Origin of the sequence: Eoetvoesiella caeni, from assembly GCF_003315175.1 — a bacterium.
Classification (GTDB): domain Bacteria; phylum Pseudomonadota; class Gammaproteobacteria; order Burkholderiales; family Burkholderiaceae_B; genus Eoetvoesia; species Eoetvoesia caeni.
In genome coordinates, this window is the sequence record NZ_QNRQ01000003.1 from 313,288 (window position 1) to 328,184 (window position 14,897).

General features: G+C 57.6%; 12 protein-coding genes and 1 pseudogene. 1 reads left to right on the top strand and 12 read right to left on the bottom strand.

What is annotated here, in order from left to right; all coding sequences use genetic code 11:
• Nucleotides 1-80 precede the first annotated feature (80 nt).
• The 8 genes from DFR37_RS08040 to mads1 are packed head-to-tail and all read right to left on the bottom strand — an operon-like array spanning nucleotide 81 to nucleotide 11,983.
• A complete protein-coding gene (locus DFR37_RS08040) occupies nucleotides 81-1,940 on the bottom strand; it encodes an ATP-dependent helicase (protein WP_113932703.1) in 1,860 nt (619 codons plus the stop codon).
• Entirely contained in the window at nucleotides 1,937-3,811 is a 1,875-nt protein-coding gene (locus tag DFR37_RS08045) for an ATP-dependent nuclease (protein ID WP_113932704.1), read from the bottom strand. The genes DFR37_RS08040 and DFR37_RS08045 overlap by 4 nt, the downstream gene beginning before the upstream one ends.
• A 43-nt stretch (nucleotides 3,812-3,854) precedes the next feature.
• Nucleotides 3,855-5,033 (bottom strand): GIY-YIG nuclease family protein, encoded by a 1,179-nt coding sequence (locus DFR37_RS08050; RefSeq protein WP_113932705.1) that lies wholly within the window; start codon nucleotides 5,031-5,033, stop codon nucleotides 3,855-3,857.
• Nucleotides 5,026-7,086 (bottom strand): DEAD/DEAH box helicase, encoded by a 2,061-nt coding sequence (locus tag DFR37_RS08055; RefSeq protein WP_113932706.1) that lies wholly within the window; start codon nucleotides 7,084-7,086, stop codon nucleotides 5,026-5,028. The genes DFR37_RS08050 and DFR37_RS08055 overlap by 8 nt, the downstream gene beginning before the upstream one ends.
• Nucleotides 7,083-8,147 (bottom strand): PDDEXK nuclease domain-containing protein, encoded by a 1,065-nt coding sequence (locus DFR37_RS08060; RefSeq protein ID WP_113932707.1) that lies wholly within the window; start codon nucleotides 8,145-8,147, stop codon nucleotides 7,083-7,085. Before DFR37_RS08060 ends, DFR37_RS08055 begins: the two co-directional genes overlap by 4 nt.
• A complete protein-coding gene (locus DFR37_RS08065; RefSeq protein WP_113932708.1) occupies nucleotides 8,144-8,935 on the bottom strand; it encodes a hypothetical protein in 792 nt (263 codons plus the stop codon). Before DFR37_RS08065 ends, DFR37_RS08060 begins: the two co-directional genes overlap by 4 nt.
• Nucleotides 8,932-11,724, bottom strand: coding sequence for a class I SAM-dependent DNA methyltransferase (locus DFR37_RS08070; RefSeq protein WP_113932709.1), 2,793 nt, complete (start codon nucleotides 11,722-11,724; stop codon nucleotides 8,932-8,934). The genes DFR37_RS08065 and DFR37_RS08070 overlap by 4 nt, the downstream gene beginning before the upstream one ends.
• Before the next feature lie 58 nt (nucleotides 11,725-11,782).
• Nucleotides 11,783-11,983, bottom strand: a complete 201-nt coding sequence (gene mads1, locus DFR37_RS08075) for a methylation-associated defense system helix-turn-helix domain-containing protein MAD1 (RefSeq protein ID WP_113932710.1) — start codon at nucleotides 11,981-11,983, stop codon at nucleotides 11,783-11,785.
• Between the two features lie 260 nt (nucleotides 11,984-12,243).
• On the opposite strand from mads1, the gene DFR37_RS08085 reads away from it, so the two are divergent.
• A complete protein-coding gene (locus DFR37_RS08085; RefSeq protein ID WP_211317234.1) occupies nucleotides 12,244-12,549 on the top strand; it encodes a helix-turn-helix domain-containing protein in 306 nt (101 codons plus the stop codon).
• A 97-nt stretch (nucleotides 12,550-12,646) separates the two neighbouring features.
• Here the strand turns inward: DFR37_RS08085 and DFR37_RS08090 are convergent.
• The 4 genes and pseudogenes from DFR37_RS08090 to trbK all read right to left on the bottom strand — a co-directional run bounded on the left by DFR37_RS08090 (nucleotide 12,647) and on the right by trbK (nucleotide 14,885).
• Nucleotides 12,647-12,877 (bottom strand): annotated as a pseudogene (locus DFR37_RS08090) (type I toxin-antitoxin system ptaRNA1 family toxin).
• Nucleotides 12,878-12,941: 64 nt separating this feature from the next.
• Nucleotides 12,942-13,181, bottom strand: coding sequence for a hypothetical protein (locus DFR37_RS08095; protein ID WP_113932712.1), 240 nt, complete (start codon nucleotides 13,179-13,181; stop codon nucleotides 12,942-12,944).
• A 4-nt stretch (nucleotides 13,182-13,185) separates the two neighbouring features.
• Nucleotides 13,186-14,619, bottom strand: coding sequence for a P-type conjugative transfer protein TrbL (trbL, locus tag DFR37_RS08100; RefSeq protein ID WP_113932713.1), 1,434 nt, complete (start codon nucleotides 14,617-14,619; stop codon nucleotides 13,186-13,188).
• Nucleotides 14,616-14,885, bottom strand: coding sequence for an entry exclusion lipoprotein TrbK (trbK, locus tag DFR37_RS08105; RefSeq protein WP_113932714.1), 270 nt, complete (start codon nucleotides 14,883-14,885; stop codon nucleotides 14,616-14,618). Before trbK ends, trbL begins: the two co-directional genes overlap by 4 nt.
• Nucleotides 14,886-14,897: the final 12 nt, after the last annotated feature.

Consider the following 14,897-nt stretch of genomic DNA (forward strand, 5'->3'; position numbering starts at 1 on the left):
GCACACCTACCCACAACCGACAGCGGCTAACAACGATCGCGAAGCTTCATGCTTCGGGATCGGGCACGGTCGATGAATAACTATTGACTCAGTCCTGCTTCTTGAATAAACCGCGAAGGCGATTGCCTTCGCCGATCACCCCACGGCATCATCCTCGTCAGCGGATAGGATAGATACAGGAGCCTCTTCGACCGAGTCACCGCGACAAACGCGTTGCGGCGCTCTTCGAGAAGTTCGCGGCCCGCCGAGGAGCGGTAGTCAGGGAATGAACCCTCAGCCATTCCCGCAATGAAAACCACGTCGAACTCCAATCCCTTTGACGAATGTACCGTCAACAAAGCCACGCCTTCCCGACTAGCCTTCTGCGTTGCTCCGAGAGCCTTGCTGCTCATGAAGCCGGCGATAGTCTGGGTTGAGGAATCCGAGCGGAGATATTGATCCCACTCCTGCCTGAAAACCTCGACGTCTTCATAGATCGGAAGCTTCTCGTCCTCATCCAACTTGTCGGCATAGCTTGTTAGAACGGCAAAAGCTGGCATCAAGTCTAGACGTGCCGTATTACGCAAAACACTGGCAACAGCCGCAACAACAGCGGCGGCCCTACCACTGACGCTGCCTGCCGCGGATGCCATGGAAGCAAGAGCTTTGGCTGCGTCGTTGGTCGCGTCAGGCTCGGAAACCTTCCACTTCTTCGCCAGTGCTGCGAAATGCAAGCGGTCCCTTGGGTTAGCAACCACGCGCAATGCAAGCTGGAAGTCATCGACCACCTCCGACTCGTTCTCATGGTTGGCAGTCAGACGCTTGTAGAAGGGAATAGACCGTTCGCGCAGCTCTTTCTCGATGGCAAGCAAGGCGAAGCGCGTGCGCCCAAGGATCGCGCACTTCGAGGGATCAATGCCCCCTTCCACATCAGGATGGCCACTGTCAAAGAGAACCTGAATCTGGTCAACGATGCGTTTCGCCTCATCCTCCTCATCGTCGCCCACAATCAACTTGACCAACCCTTGGATGGGTAATTGTGCTGCGACAAGGTAGTTCGAATCCAGTGAACGAGCCACATCAACGACAGATTTCGACGAGCGAAAGTTTTCGGTCAGGCCAACAAGCTGAGCACTGAACTCGGCTTTGAAACGGTCCATGTATTCCGGGCTCGACGTATTGAACCCATAAATAGACTGTTTGGGGTCACCAACCATCATCACGTTTTTGAACGACTCCCCGCACAACGCGCAGATCACCGCATATTGGGCTTCGTTAAGGTCCTGCGCTTCATCGATGCAGACAAACTTGTAGAGCCGTTGATAGAACTCGGCGAGCTTGGGATTGCCGCTCAGCAAGCGGTACGCCAGCAAAAGCAAGTCATCGAAGTCATAGGCGTTGCTCGCTCTCAGTCCGTTGTCATAGGCCTCTAGCACGCGGCGCTCCAGATCGTCGTCAATCACCGCGCAGGTAATGGGGTGAGCCTTGACCCACGAGATGCCTTGAAGCCATGCATCGACCCGCTTTCCACGCGCCTTGGCGTCGCCTTCCTGATCAAGCTCAGCCTCAAGGGCTGGGTCGTCCTTGATCGCGTTGAGCAGGATTTCCTTACGGTCCTTGAACTGCTCGAAGATATTGGGCATGCCTTCGACGCCAACAAGCTTTCCCCGCTCCGTGAGCAAGTCCAGGCAGAAGCTGTGAAGCGTACCTATGAACGCACGCTGCCGGGCATCGCCCAAGTCAGCCAACCGCTCCCGCATCTCGTCGGCAGCTTTGTTGGTGAAGGTTAAGGCCAGCACGCGGAAATGACCCGGGACGTTGGATAGGAGATACCGAATGCGCTCGGTGAGAACTCGCGTCTTTCCCGAACCAGGGCCAGCAACAACCAACAATGGCCCATCGACGTGATCAACTACGGCAGCCTGCTGGCTAGATAAGCGAATCTCGCGTTCCGTTGTCATGATTCCGCACCTCCTTCTTTGGGCAACCCATGAGCCGCTCCTATTATTTTGAACAAGCTGTCGATCGTAGAAGGGAACCTCCTCAATGGATCAGCAAGTCCCACGATCTGATGCGCCAATGGCTTCGCAAGCCTAGTCTTCTGACCCTTCATAGCATCGGCAGCTGCGCGTTCACGACCGCCGTCACTCTTGTAATCTCGGCTTCCCTTATCAGTGCCGTCTTTGAACTTGCCATAGCTAAGCCCGTGATTTTTTGCGATGAACCCATCCAAAAATGCCGCATCGTCTGATGCAGTATTAAGCGCGGCCTCAATTTCAGCTAGATAGCCTTCAGCAAGGAGCTGAGTCTCAAAATTGTGTCCACCTGGAAGCACTACAATGTTCGGCAATTTGGCCGACTCTGGCAGGTTGGCTCTCTTCAACTCGTCTTCGAGGTTCTTCAGCGGCTGAGCTTCGCCATCAGCAATCAAATACCAAGGAATATCCAGGCTATTCGCGAGCCATATGAACGGGTAGTAGTTCGTGCCGTTTGCCCTGGCGAAACTGAACCCCAGCTCGTGGATGGACGCACCCCAGTACGCCTGAGCCCAAATCGGCAAAGCCTGTTCCTCGGTTTGTCCCTCGAAGAGCACCAACGCCCGAGCGAAGAGAATATCCCCGCGAGAATCGATGACTGAGTCTTGAACCTTGCGTTTGTCATCTGCCCTGGCCAGCTTTGACACGTCGAGTTTCGACACCACTGTGTCGCCGCCCTTCTTGATGAACAGCCGAAGATCCTCCAATTGCGCCTGACCTGCGAAATAGGGCGAATGGGTGCTGACTACACGCTGCCCCGCTATGGCTTTAATGTGACCGAACAGCGAGCGTTGCGCTTGAGGATGCAAGTGCGACTCAGGCTCTTCTAGGGCAAGGATTGAATGCACCTTATCGCCGCCACTGGTAGCGTGGGCATGCCGCCACGAGACGAACGCACGAAAGACCAGAAGCGAAGCGAGGCTGCGAGTGCCCATGCCGTGACGCGCAAGCGGAAACGACTGAGCGCCGGATGTCGAGAAAGAAACGTCCACACCCTTGGATAAATCGCGCAACTTGCGGGCGACCGGTGCAATGTCGATCCCCGCGCTATCGGCCGAAACCACCTTCTGCAAGTCCGCCAGATTTGTTTTCAAGTGCTGAAGGATTTCGCTTTTTTCTACAATTGTTTGGTTGATACCTGAGAGGGCCGTTTCGAGGTCGGCCACATCTGCTGCCGACAAACCAAGATCGTCTGTCAACCGCCGCCAAAACGAACCCTGCTTGCGAAGGTCGTCGTCGAGATCGCGCTTTGCATCGATGAAATGCAAGGCAATTGGTTCAATCTGGGCCGCACGAACCGGTGTGGCCTGGACTGGCGTATCGATCCAGTCCTTAAACTCGCGCCACTCCTTGAGGAAGCTGCGCTCAACGACATACTCTGCCTTCGCACCGCTCCACGAGAGACCTGTCCGAATGGGGGCAAACTCATAGAACTCCACTGGATCGAGCGCGATCCCGTTGCCCCACAAGGCTGTCCAGAAACTACCCTCTGGAAACTTGTCTGTCACTATGCCATCTGCACCTATCGGCCTAATGCGAAGATCAATGATCACCTTGCGCTCTTTGGGCGCGAGCGCCTCGCCGTGGGCGAGCCGCACATCGTCCTGACCAAGAAATTTTCGCCCCGACCCGATGGCCGAGAATATAGCGTCTAGGAAGCTGGTTTTTCCGGCGTTGTTGGCTCCGATAAGTACCGTGAGATCGCCGAGCTCGACCTCGATATTGGCAAGCGAGCGAAAGTTACTCACCCGAACATCGGTGATTGCAATCTCGCTTTGTGTCGAATAGCTCGTCATAGTCCCCTCTAAATGTTGTTGCCGATGTATGGACTACTTTTAGCTACCGGCTAATCAAGCGAGCAGTCTGCGGCTCATAGATCATTTCCGTAATGGAACCATCTCGAATGCGCTGAACCGCCTCGTCGATCACATGGAGCGGCACCAAGAACCACTCCTCCGGCTGGACCGGATGGCCAAAACGGTCGTTTATGGTGATGTTCAGCCGTGCGGGTGCGAACAGCCGGTGGAACAGGTTTTCCATCCGGCTGCGGTTGATGCCTGCGAGCTTGTAGGTCGCTATCACTTCAACCTTCGCCAACAGGTAGGTGGAGTCATGTTCGGCATTGGCGATGCGTGTCTCTACCTTGCCGCCGGTCACACCAATCTTGTGGATGACATCGCGATGCTCGGCCACATAGGGGTTCTCAGACAGCGAGCGCAACACATAAATAGTGCCACTCTCCAGATCACCCTCTTCCAGGGAGTCGCTAAACAAAGGCCCCATATCTGGATCAGTAATTCGACGTGCTGTTTCGTCTTTGTACAAAGCACGGGCTAGGGACAGGCGCAGCAGGTTACTTTCTGTACCGTTCGAGAAAATGACACGCAGCCGAGCATCCTTCTTGCCTTGTGGCGAGTCGAACTCTTCACCTTCCTCAGCCACATACGCCATTTGTCCGTCCAGGATGAACCAATGACCCACTTCAATCGTTGCGTATTGCCCGAAAGGCCGAGTCACTCTTAAACCTGAACTCAGATCACTGCGCGCCTGATCAAACAGCTCTTTGAACCCATCAAAGTCTTCGCACGGCTTGCGATCCGCAATCTCCTCGGCGGCCCGCTTTTCGGCGCTGGTTCGGACATGACGCAAGACCGTTATGTCATCCGCGTCGGCAACACCCGCCAGCTCGGCAGCCAGGTCATCGATGTCGATGGCGTCATCTGCTGAAGCGGCATCGGTCTGTGCCTCAGCAAGCAAGCTCTGATGGTCCAGCGGCTCCAGCAAGGCACGGCAGTCCGGGAGTGCGCGTAGACGGTCGAGCCGCACGGCATACAGACGTTCGAATATATCGCGGTCTTCGCCATGCTGCGGCGCACGCCCATGCTGCTCGGTAAAGCGTTGAATTTCCTCGAAGCCGGCGATGACACGCTCCTCGCTGGCGGAGCGTGCTTTTTTCTTCTCAGGCGGCGCGAACTCGGCCAGTTCTGCTGCCAGGTCATCAAGATCGAAGTTACTCATAGCGCCCCTCCGCCCTAAAGCGCATGAATGCGGCTGCGCCTTCGGCAAGGTGCTTTTCCCAGGCATCTTGCGAGGTTGCCGATGGAAGCCGCCCGCGTTCGCGCTTGAACTCAGCCGCGCGCTTGGCGATCACTTTGGCATCGTCAGGCGTGATTGTGGTGCGCTTGGCCGAGATGGCCGCTGCGACCTGCTTCAAGCTGTCTTCGCTCATGGTCTTGGCGAGGATGGCATAGGCTTCGCCGAAGGGATTGATGCGGTCGATCAGGTCAATATCCAGTTCACGCACGTCCATCGCGAAGCGGCGCACGCCGTCGAGCAAGGCCGTATTGGGCGACCCATCACTTTCGCCGTCAGTAACAAGCCGCTTGGCCTGCTGCGTAAGGTTGAGGGCGGCGATGGCGTGCTGGCGCACCGCCTCCTGGTCTTCGGCGTCAAGCTCGGGGTATTTGTCCTTGATGATCTTGCCCATGCGAACCTGCGTCAGCTCTTCGGGCACCAACTCCTCATCGAACAGGCCGCGCTCGATGGTGGGCTTGTCCTGCACAAAAGCTGCAATAACTTCGTTCAAGTCTTCTTGGCAGATACGCGCAGCCTCTTGGCTTTTGGGCTCAGCCAGGCCCTTGATCTCGATCTGGTAGGCCCCGGTCTGCTCGTTGACACCAAAATTGCAGCGATCCGGGTCATAGCCCCCATCGCCATAGTCAAATCCCGGCGTCGGGCCGCTGTCGGAGTTCTTGGGCTTGAACTCGAAGCGCGGGGCCAATACCTGCTCCATCAGCAGGCTCGCTGCGATGGCCTTCAAGGTATCGTTGACGGCCTCGGTGACCGCCTCCTCGGTCGCATCTACCGCAGCGATCAGGTTGGTGAACCGTGCTCTGGCCTTGCCCGGTGCATCTCTGGTGGCACGGCCAATGATCTGCACGACCTCGGTCAGGCTGGCGCGGTAGCCCACAGTTAGCGCGTGTTCGCACCAAATCCAGTCGAAACCCTCTTTCGCCATGCCCAGCGCGATGATGATGTCCACATAGTCGCGATCCATCTTCATTTCTGCCGCACGAAGGCTTTCCTGTACCTTGGCCTGACTGGCTGGGTCCACCAGGTCAGCGATACGCAGCACTCGGCCATCGGGACGTTTGACTAGCTGGAAACCTGTCGCGGGGTCTGCTCCTTGCCAATCGCCAAGCTCGCCGAGAATGTGCTCCACCTCCTTGATCTTGTCCTTCGTGCTTTCACGCGAATTGACGTTGGGGATGTGGATGATGGTCTTCTCGGCAGGATCAAGGACATTGAGAATGTCATCGACATAAGGCCCACTGTAGAAGAAGTAACCGATATCGAGTTGCTTGAGGTACTCGTAGCCGTTGAGCTGCTCGTAGTAGGTGTAGGTGACGACATCGAACTTCGACTCATCCTGCGGCGCAAGCACGGCCTCAGCGTCGCCCCGGAAATAGGAACCCGTCATGGCGACAATGTGCGTTTTGCCCCGCTCGAAGAACTGCCCCAGGTGCAAGCCAAGCTTGTTGTCCGGGTTACTTGAAACGTGGTGGAACTCATCGACCGCAATCAGCCGGTCGTCGAACGCCTCTACGCCATAGTTATCGACCGCGAAGCGGAAGGTCGCGTGGGTGCAAACCAGCACCTTGTCGTCACTTTCGAGGAATGTGCCCAGCGACTTGACCTTGCCGCCGTTGTCGTTGCCCGGCGCGTTGCACAGATTCCATTTGGGTTCGACGTGCCAGTCAGCCCAGAAGCCATATTTCGACAGCGGTTCGTCGTTGAAGCTGGCCCCGATGGATTTTTCCGGCACCACGATAATCGCCTGCTTGATGCCCTGATTTTCAAGCTTATCCAGTGCCACGAACATCAACGCACGACTCTTGCCAGATGCCGGTGGCGACTTGATCAGCAGATATTGCTCGCCGCGCTTTTCAAAGGCGCGCTCTTGCATGGGCCGCATCCCGAAGGCATTCGCCTTGGTCGAGACACCATTGCGGGCATAGGTGACGGAAACGGAGGGAACAGCGCGTTGTTTGATGGTGTTGTCGAGGGTCATGATTCATCGTCCGCATTGGCTGTATCTGCATCACCCATCAGCTCTTGTTCGATCTGTTCGATGCTTGGCAAATCTGTCGCCAGTTCTGGCGGCAGGGATTCAATCAACTTGTATTCCGCCACGCCCAGTGGTTGATTATTCTGGCGCAGCGCGTATTCGGCCACGACCTTATTCTTGCTCTTGCACAGCAACAGGCCGATGGTTGGGTTGTCTTGTGGGTGTTTGATCTGCGCATCCACCGCCGTCAGGTAAAAGCTCAATTGGCCCAGATGCTCGGGCTTGAACTTGCCGCCCTTCAGTTCGATCACTACATAGCAACGCAGCTTGAGGTGGTAGAACAGCAGATCGATGAAAAACTCATCGCCGCCCACATCCAGCAGCACCTGCCGCCCGACAAAGGCAAAGCCAGCGCCCAGCTCCAGTAGGAATTCGGTGACGTGTTTGACCAGTGCATTCTCGATGGCACGCTCGCCCGCTTCGCGACTCAAGCCAAGAAAGTCGAAGCGATATGGATCTTTCAGGGATTCACGCGCCAAGTCCGACTGCGGCGCCGGCAAGGTGGCTGAAAAATTGGTTACCGCTGTGCCGCTACGCTCGAGCAAACGGGTTTCGATGTGGATGTTCAGCACGTTGCGCGACCAGCCGTGCTGGATGGCGCTTTCAGCGTAGGCCAACCGCTGTACCGGGTCTTTTAACTGCGACAGCAGCACGAGGTTGTGACCCCAGGGCAATTGTCCAACAGCCTGTTGGACAATTTGCTCGTCGGGCCAAGCCGCCGCGAACGCCCGCATGTACATCAGGTTGGCGCGGGAAAAGCCTTTCATCTCCGGGAAGGCCGAACGCAAGTCCTGAGACAGCCGTTCGATGACTTTCGCGCCCCAGCCCTGCGCGGCCTGCCGTGCCAGGATGTCCTGACCAATCTGCCAGTAGAGCAGCACCAGTTCACGGTTGACCGCCAGCGCAGCGCGTTGCTGGGCTGTGTGGATGCGGGTTTTCAGCTCGGCCAGCCAATCGACGTAGCCTTCGGGCACTGGTGTCAGTTTGACGGGTTTGTCGCTCATGCCTGCCTCCTCGCACGCGAATCAATCCTTTCAGCGCGATCCTTTAGGATGGCCTTATCGAACCAGTCCGGCACGTCGGTGAGTTGGGACTCAAGCACATTTCCTGGAACGTTGTGCCAGAACGCCAAGATCGCGTCCGAGAATGCCTGAAACTGATCGTCGCTTATCTTGAGGTGCGTGTGATCACGATGCCTTGTGTCCGACAACATACCCCCGAAGTCCTTGAACGGATCATCGAGATATTCAGGAAAGCTATTCCTCAGATCGTCGAAAGATTTTCCTTCTCCATGTTTGTACACATTGACCACAAGGCGACACGCATCAAGCATGCGGAAATAGTCCGCGGTGCGGATTTTCCAACCAAAGCTTTCCAGCAGATCGGCGATCTGACCGAAGTCGGCCGACCAAATTTTCGAGGTGACGTTGTCACCACGATGCCAGTGCTGAATCTCCCGTGCCAACCAGTCACGCAGCTGCTTGTCCCATTCGTGGAACATCCCAGCGACAACGCTCAAGCGCGTTTGTTCGCGCATGTCGTTCAAAAGCTCATAAAACTCAATACCAACATCGTGGGCCTTCTCATAGAAGGCCCCAGGATCATGTCGGTCTGGGTCAAAGTATTCACCACTTTGATCTAGCCACTCCTTAGCTGCATGATCGGCTTCAGCCTCAATATTCTCGAACTGCGAAAGCAAGCGTTTTCGGGCTTGTTCAACATAGAACGAATGACTTTTGATTAAGGTTTGGCGAAACGGCTCCCACATCTGGAATAGTGCATATCCGCTCATGCCTTGCCTCCCGCTTTGCGCTTCTTGCCTTTGGCCGGTGTGGCCGAAGCAGTCATCTTCGTATAAAGGTCAAACAGTTTCTCAAGCCGCTCGGTGTCGTTCTTGAAACGGCGGCCGATGTAGATGCGCTCCAGCACTTCGTCGTTGCGGTCATGCGCAGCGCGCAGGTCGGCGGGCATGTTGTCGGGGCTGTAGAGGTCGGCGATGGTGGCCGGGAAGTGATGCTCCCGCGCCAGCAGGATGTCCTCCGCGCAGCGGGTGAGATCGGCCTTGTTTTTCTCGGTCAGTGTCGGCACCGGGAACGTGTTCCAACCGAGGGTGTTGGAGTACGAAAAGTCGGTTCGCATCCGAACGCAGACCGTCCCGATCCAGACCCAATGCAGCCGTGAGGCGATCAGCGCAAGGTTCCACAGCGGGGCGTCATAGAGAGCGAACGCCTTCTCCTGCACCACGCAATGTGGCTCCAGCAGGCCAATAGGAAGATAGGGTCGATTCTCGGAACTTACGCGCGGGACAATTAAGGCATGACGCTTCCCCATCGTCTGCTCCCGAAATCGCCACGGGGTGTCGGCCAGTTTTCGTGCGCTGGCGTCCTTGGTCGCGGCTCTTCTTGCGCGGGCTACGTCCTCCACACGACGGGCTATGACCGGAATGGCAAGGGCTGCCTCGGCCTCCTGATCCGCGATCCAGAGGCAGGCGCGGGGCGCGGCGTCGATAAACTCCTTTGAGCCGTAGAAAGGCCGGACGAAGCGGGCGGCTTCCGGCGAACCGGCGACAATACTCCGTGCCTCGTCGTTCGAGAAAATCAGCGCCGCCCCGTAGTAGGGATGATTGCCGAACTGCATCGGCGTCAAACCGTTCTGCGGCCTGGCAGCGGGCTGCACTTCGATGTTCAGCGCGGCCACGAGGTAGGCATTGATGTTGTCCACGTGCTTGCACTCGACCGATTCGTGGCTACCGTCCCGAATGGAATACAAACGGCGCGTGAGGCCGGGCATGGTGGAAATGCCAACGATGACCACGGTCACACCGGCATTGTGGCTGGCCAGATTGGCCCATTTGAACGAGGTGTGCGCAAAGACGATGGTATTGCCTGTACCGAAGATCTCCGGCCAAAGCGTCGGCACCTGTTGGCCTTGGCAAATGGAGTTGGTCGCAACGAACGCAGCAGATGAAGACGTGTGGGTGCCGTAATCTGCCGCCTTCAAGAACCAACCGGCCACATAGTCGAGTGACTTCCAGTTTTTCACGCGCCCATCGAACAAGGCACCAAGATCGGCTTTCTGCGCAGCACTCTGCCATTTGCTGCCCAAATACGGTGGATTTCCGCAGATGTATGTCTCGCCGCCTTCGTTCTCGAAGTCGATCTCTGCCTGATCGAGAGGAGAACCGAACAAGTCATCGGCCTTTACCTTCACGCCGGTTCCAGTCGGCGGGCAGATGCTCAACCAGTCCAGTCGCAGCGCGTTGCCGCAGGTGATCCAGTTCTCGTTGCGCAGAGGAAGAAACTCGGCCAGGGCCAGCCGCTGTCCCCGATGCAGCACATCACACTGATATTCGGTGATGACCAGTGCCAGCCGCGCAATCTCCGCCGGGAAGTCACGTAGTTCGATTCCGCGAAAATTGGTGACAGGAATATCGGACGCACGATCTGTCTCGCCTCGTCGCTTGTTGATCTCAGCCTCGATCGCGCGCATTTCCTTGTAGGCGATGACCAGGAAGTTGCCCGAACCGCAGGCCGGGTCGAAGACCCTGATCCTGGCGATGCGCTTGCGCAGGTTCAGCAGGGTACGCGGGTTATCGCCTGCCTCTTCCAGCTTCGCACGCAAATCGTCGAGAAACAGCGGGTTCAGCACCTTCAGGATATTGGGCACGCTGGTGTAATGCATGCCCAGCTCGCCGCGCTCTTCGTCTTCGGCAATGGCCTGAATCATCGAGCCAAAGATGTCCGGATTGATCTTGGTCCACTCCAGCCCGCCGACGTGCAGCAGGTAGGAGCGGGCGATACGGCTGAAGCGCGGCACCTCGTCACTGCCAGAGAACAAAGCGCCGTTGACGTAAGGAAACTCTGCCGCCCAGCGCGGAATACCGGCGGCGGCCCGCGCTTCATGCCCAGTGTTCATGGCGCGAAACAGCGTGGCGATCACCTCATGCGTATTGGAAGCATCGCGCTCACTCATCTGCGCGATGGTGTCGGTGAAGCGCCCCTTGCCGATAAAGATGTCGGTGTCTTCGGCGAAGAAGCAGAAGATTAGCCGCGCCATGAGTTTGTTCATGTCGTGGCGGCGCTCCGCCGTGCCCCATTCGGGGTTGTCTTTCAGCAGCTCTACGTACAGGCGGTTGAGGCGGCTGGTGGCCCGGATGTCGAAGGCGTTTTCGCTGATCTGGCGAACGGTGCTGATGCCCGCCAGCGGCAGGAAGAAGCCGAAGTGATCCGGGAAGTCCTTGAAGGCGCAGGCGACGGTCTCGCCGCTGGTCAGGTCTTCGGCCTCGAAGTCCGCACCGTCGGTGGCAAGGATGAACTTCGCCTTGGCCTTAGCCGTGGCTGGGCTGGTCTTCAGCGCAGCCAGTGTCTGCGTCACCTGCCCGGTATCGCAGGTCAGGATGTGGATGTTGCTGGTTTGAAGAACACCGCCGAGGTCGGACTTGTTCGACGCTCCCGCGCGCAGGCGCTTGAGGGTCGTCGCCTTGTTACCGAACGCCTCAAGAAAGGCATAGGGAAACTCTGCGGGGTCAAAGGGCTGCTCCGCAAGGTCTGTGATGGCTTGTTCAATTTCTACGGCATTCATCGGTTTGCAGCCTCCCCGCGGGGCGTGGCCGCCTGGCTGCTATCGTTGAGTGGGGCGCTCATGTCTTGTCCTGCGTTTTCTCGGCTATCTGTGCGGCAATCCAGCGATCCAACTCGCTGCGACGAAACCGCCAGGTGCCACCTAGCTTGAATCCCGGTATCTCCCCCTGCTGGGCCAGCCGATACACTGTCTTCTTCCCAGCCTTGAGGTAGACCGCCACTTCGTCCAGCGTGAGAATTTCACTATCGGATTGGTTCATAACAAGGGGCTCGCTTGGTTTCGCATGGCGAAGTCTTCCAAAGTTTGGCCAAGTTTACCATCTGGAACATACAAATGAACGCCGAATCTCGACGCCCCCCCCGTCGATCGGTCAAGTCCTGGATGGATTACGCCAAAAAGGTGGTGGGCGTGTCTTTTTCCGGTATAGCGCGCGGCGTAGTACCCTTCGACCTTTATAGCCACCCTCTTTGTGGCTTCATCTGAATAAAACGGCTGGGCAATATTCGCGTGAGGAATATGATGAGCAGGAAGAAAACCGAAGAAGCGATTGCAGGTAGTCGTGCCGTCACGGCTAAGCGGGCGCGCTACACACTGACCGAGTTGCTGGCCGATGCGGAAGCCTCCGGGGCTTACCCGCTGCCGCCTGAGGAACGCGAATGGGTTGATGCCTCGGCAGTTGGCCGCGAACTGTTGGTCGAGGACTTGCAAAGCGCGGAAGCCATACATGCGTATCTGGCCCACGCTGAGGCCACTGGTGACGTGGCCTATATTGAGCACGCCCGCAAAATCGCTGCCCAGGCGAAGATCAGATACGGGATTGAATAGCAGAAAGCGGCCACCTGGCCGCTCTCGTAGTTACTGCCGGGCTGGGTAAGACGGTAAGAATAATAATCTTCTTATTATTCTTACCTGCCCCGCCGGGCTACGCTTGGGGAAGAGATCGGCGAATCGCCTCCAGGGCTTCGCAGAAGTCGTTCCGTGTCGCACGGCCTGTTTCGGCCTAGTAGTACACCACCATGAAAGTGTTCGCCACGGCCTCGGCCAGCGGCCCCAGGCGCTGCGCCGCACTCTGGTCGATGTACTCCAAGGAAGCAAGAATAGCGGCCGCCTGCTGCACGACCTGACCCGGTTCGATAAGATGCTGTGTTGTCATGATTCACCTCTCAGACAGGTGTTGATTGAAAGTGCCGGGCGGGTTACCGGCCCGCCCGGTGCGCCTACAGGTACAGCCCCGCCGCCTCGGCGAATGCTGACCGCTGATTACTGCCGCCCTTTACCTCGATGCTGACCGACTTAGGTTCGATCCCTCGTGCATAGTCTGGCCGCGCCACAAAAACCGCTGTTTCTGCTGCTGCATCAATCTCAGTCGATTGATCGCCCAGCGGGGAAACAAATACCTGAACTTCCTCTTGGCGTTCATCCAAGGCCGTCAATGCGGCCATATAGGGTGTTGTCATGGGATTAGCTCCTGCCTTCGTTGTTATCGGTGTCACGGCTCACGAATGAGGCCGTTTCGTCATTGCCTTGGGTGCCGCCCAGGCTGTTGCCTTTGAACTGGCCCGTTTCTTTCGACTCCATGCTTTCACGGATCGAGGCGGCCACTTTCCCGCCCGCCGTTTCATTCACGCGCTCCTGAAATCCTTGCTTCATTTGGGAGCCGACACCTTTGGCCAACTCCAATGCTGTGCCTGTGGCCAGTTTCGCGGCCCTGGCGAAACCGCCATGACTTGAGCCAGAATCGCTTCCGCCAAAGCCGGCGGCCTGTGCAAACGGCGAACCACCAGTCGTGCCAGCTGCACCACCACCGCCGCCGCCACCCGAGTTGCCGCCCATGACCGATCCCATGCTGGGCATATCCCCGCCGGTGCTCATGCTGGCCGACGCTTTCTGAAACGCTGCCTGAATGGCCGATGCGCCGCCCGTGGCGCCTGCTGCGCCGCTGAGCATAGCCTTACCAGCCATCGCCACACCACCTGTGGCCATACCCGCTGCTGCCATCGCTGCGCCCATCGCCGCGCCCGCCCCAAAGTTGCCAATGCCGCCCGCACCACCGACGCCCGATCCGGTAATGATGCCGGCGACCAGAGGGGGAACGCGATTGACCAGCATCAGCAACGCGACGCAGAAAACCAGCATCACGCCCAGCTCTTCAAAGTTCAGCGTGCCGGTGTTCATCCTGGCGTAAAAGCTGGACAGCAAATCGTTGCCGATACCGACCAACAGCACCATCGTCATGATCTGCACGGCCACCCCCAGCACGGTTTTGTAGTAGTTGATCGCCATATCGGAAGTCCAACGCGACCCGCCGAAGCCGAGGAAGAAGATGCCGGCGTACATCAGCAGCCAGGCCGACACGAGCAATAGCAGCATATTCACGGCGATGACGGCCAGCAGGACAAGAATGCCGACGCTCAGCGCCACACCAATGAAGCTATCCACGGGTGACCAAACCGACGAGTTTTCAAGAGCCTGCTTCAGGATCATGAAACCGATATCCACGATGCCCGAGGGTGTCACCGATGCCACCCCGGATGCCTGTTCGCCGATCCTGGCCAGCGACTGGATGATCGAATTAGCGAAGGCCGGGCCGTTGCGTAACAGCCAGAGGAAGAAACCGAAGAACAGGATGAAACGGATGAACTCGGCGAAGAACTCGCCAATGTCGGCCTTGCGCAGTGTCATGAAGCCAAACGTGAAAACCAGCGAGATCGTGCCCAGCGTCCAGAACAGGAACATCGCGGCATTCATCACCACCGTCTGCCAGGACGTGGCCCGCGTAGCGAACTCTGTCACCACCTGGTCAAGCATCCCGTGGTTGGTGAGCTGGGCCGATGCAGCGGTGGAGTAAAGCGCGAGAACGACACCGATCAGCGCCGCCTTGTGCAGTACTTTCATGGCTTCGCCTCCTTCTGGTCTTTCGGGTCGGCCAGTTCGAGCCAGTTCATGGGCTTTTCGGTCGGCGCAATGCCGCCGGCGGCTGGCGACCAGCGCGAGCACTGCCCGGCGAATTTCTCACGTGTGGCCCTGTCCTCAATCTTCTTGATCGCCTCGATCCGGCAATTGGTGTCATTGACCTCGGGCATGGGCGGGATGGCCGGCTTGTTGTCGCAGCCAGCTACCAGCACCGCCACGAGGCCGGCAAGCAGCATAGTTTTCTTCATGGTGCGGGGCCT

Excerpts from the sequence above, each read along its gene's own strand:
- trbL (WP_113932713.1), bottom strand. The coding sequence starts at position 14,619 with ATGAAAGTACTGCACAAGGCGGCGCTGATCGGTGTCGTTCTCGCGCTT.
- DFR37_RS08070 (WP_113932709.1), bottom strand. The coding sequence starts at position 11,724 with ATGAATGCCGTAGAAATTGAACAAGCCATCACAGACCTTGCGGAGCAG.
- DFR37_RS08055 (WP_113932706.1), bottom strand. The coding sequence starts at position 7,086 with ATGACCCTCGACAACACCATCAAACAACGCGCTGTTCCCTCCGTTTCC.
- DFR37_RS08045 (WP_113932704.1), bottom strand. The coding sequence starts at position 3,811 with ATGACGAGCTATTCGACACAAAGCGAGATTGCAATCACCGATGTTCGG.
- DFR37_RS08050 (WP_113932705.1), bottom strand. The coding sequence starts at position 5,033 with ATGAGTAACTTCGATCTTGATGACCTGGCAGCAGAACTGGCCGAGTTC.
- DFR37_RS08040 (WP_113932703.1), bottom strand. The coding sequence starts at position 1,940 with ATGACAACGGAACGCGAGATTCGCTTATCTAGCCAGCAGGCTGCCGTA.
- mads1 (WP_113932710.1), bottom strand. The coding sequence starts at position 11,983 with ATGAACCAATCCGATAGTGAAATTCTCACGCTGGACGAAGTGGCGGTC.
- DFR37_RS08095 (WP_113932712.1), bottom strand. The coding sequence starts at position 13,181 with ATGACAACACCCTATATGGCCGCATTGACGGCCTTGGATGAACGCCAA.
- DFR37_RS08060 (WP_113932707.1), bottom strand. The coding sequence starts at position 8,147 with ATGAGCGACAAACCCGTCAAACTGACACCAGTGCCCGAAGGCTACGTC.
- DFR37_RS08085 (WP_211317234.1), top strand. The coding sequence starts at position 12,244 with ATGAGCAGGAAGAAAACCGAAGAAGCGATTGCAGGTAGTCGTGCCGTC.
- DFR37_RS08065 (WP_113932708.1), bottom strand. The coding sequence starts at position 8,935 with ATGAGCGGATATGCACTATTCCAGATGTGGGAGCCGTTTCGCCAAACC.
- trbK (WP_113932714.1), bottom strand. The coding sequence starts at position 14,885 with ATGAAGAAAACTATGCTGCTTGCCGGCCTCGTGGCGGTGCTGGTAGCT.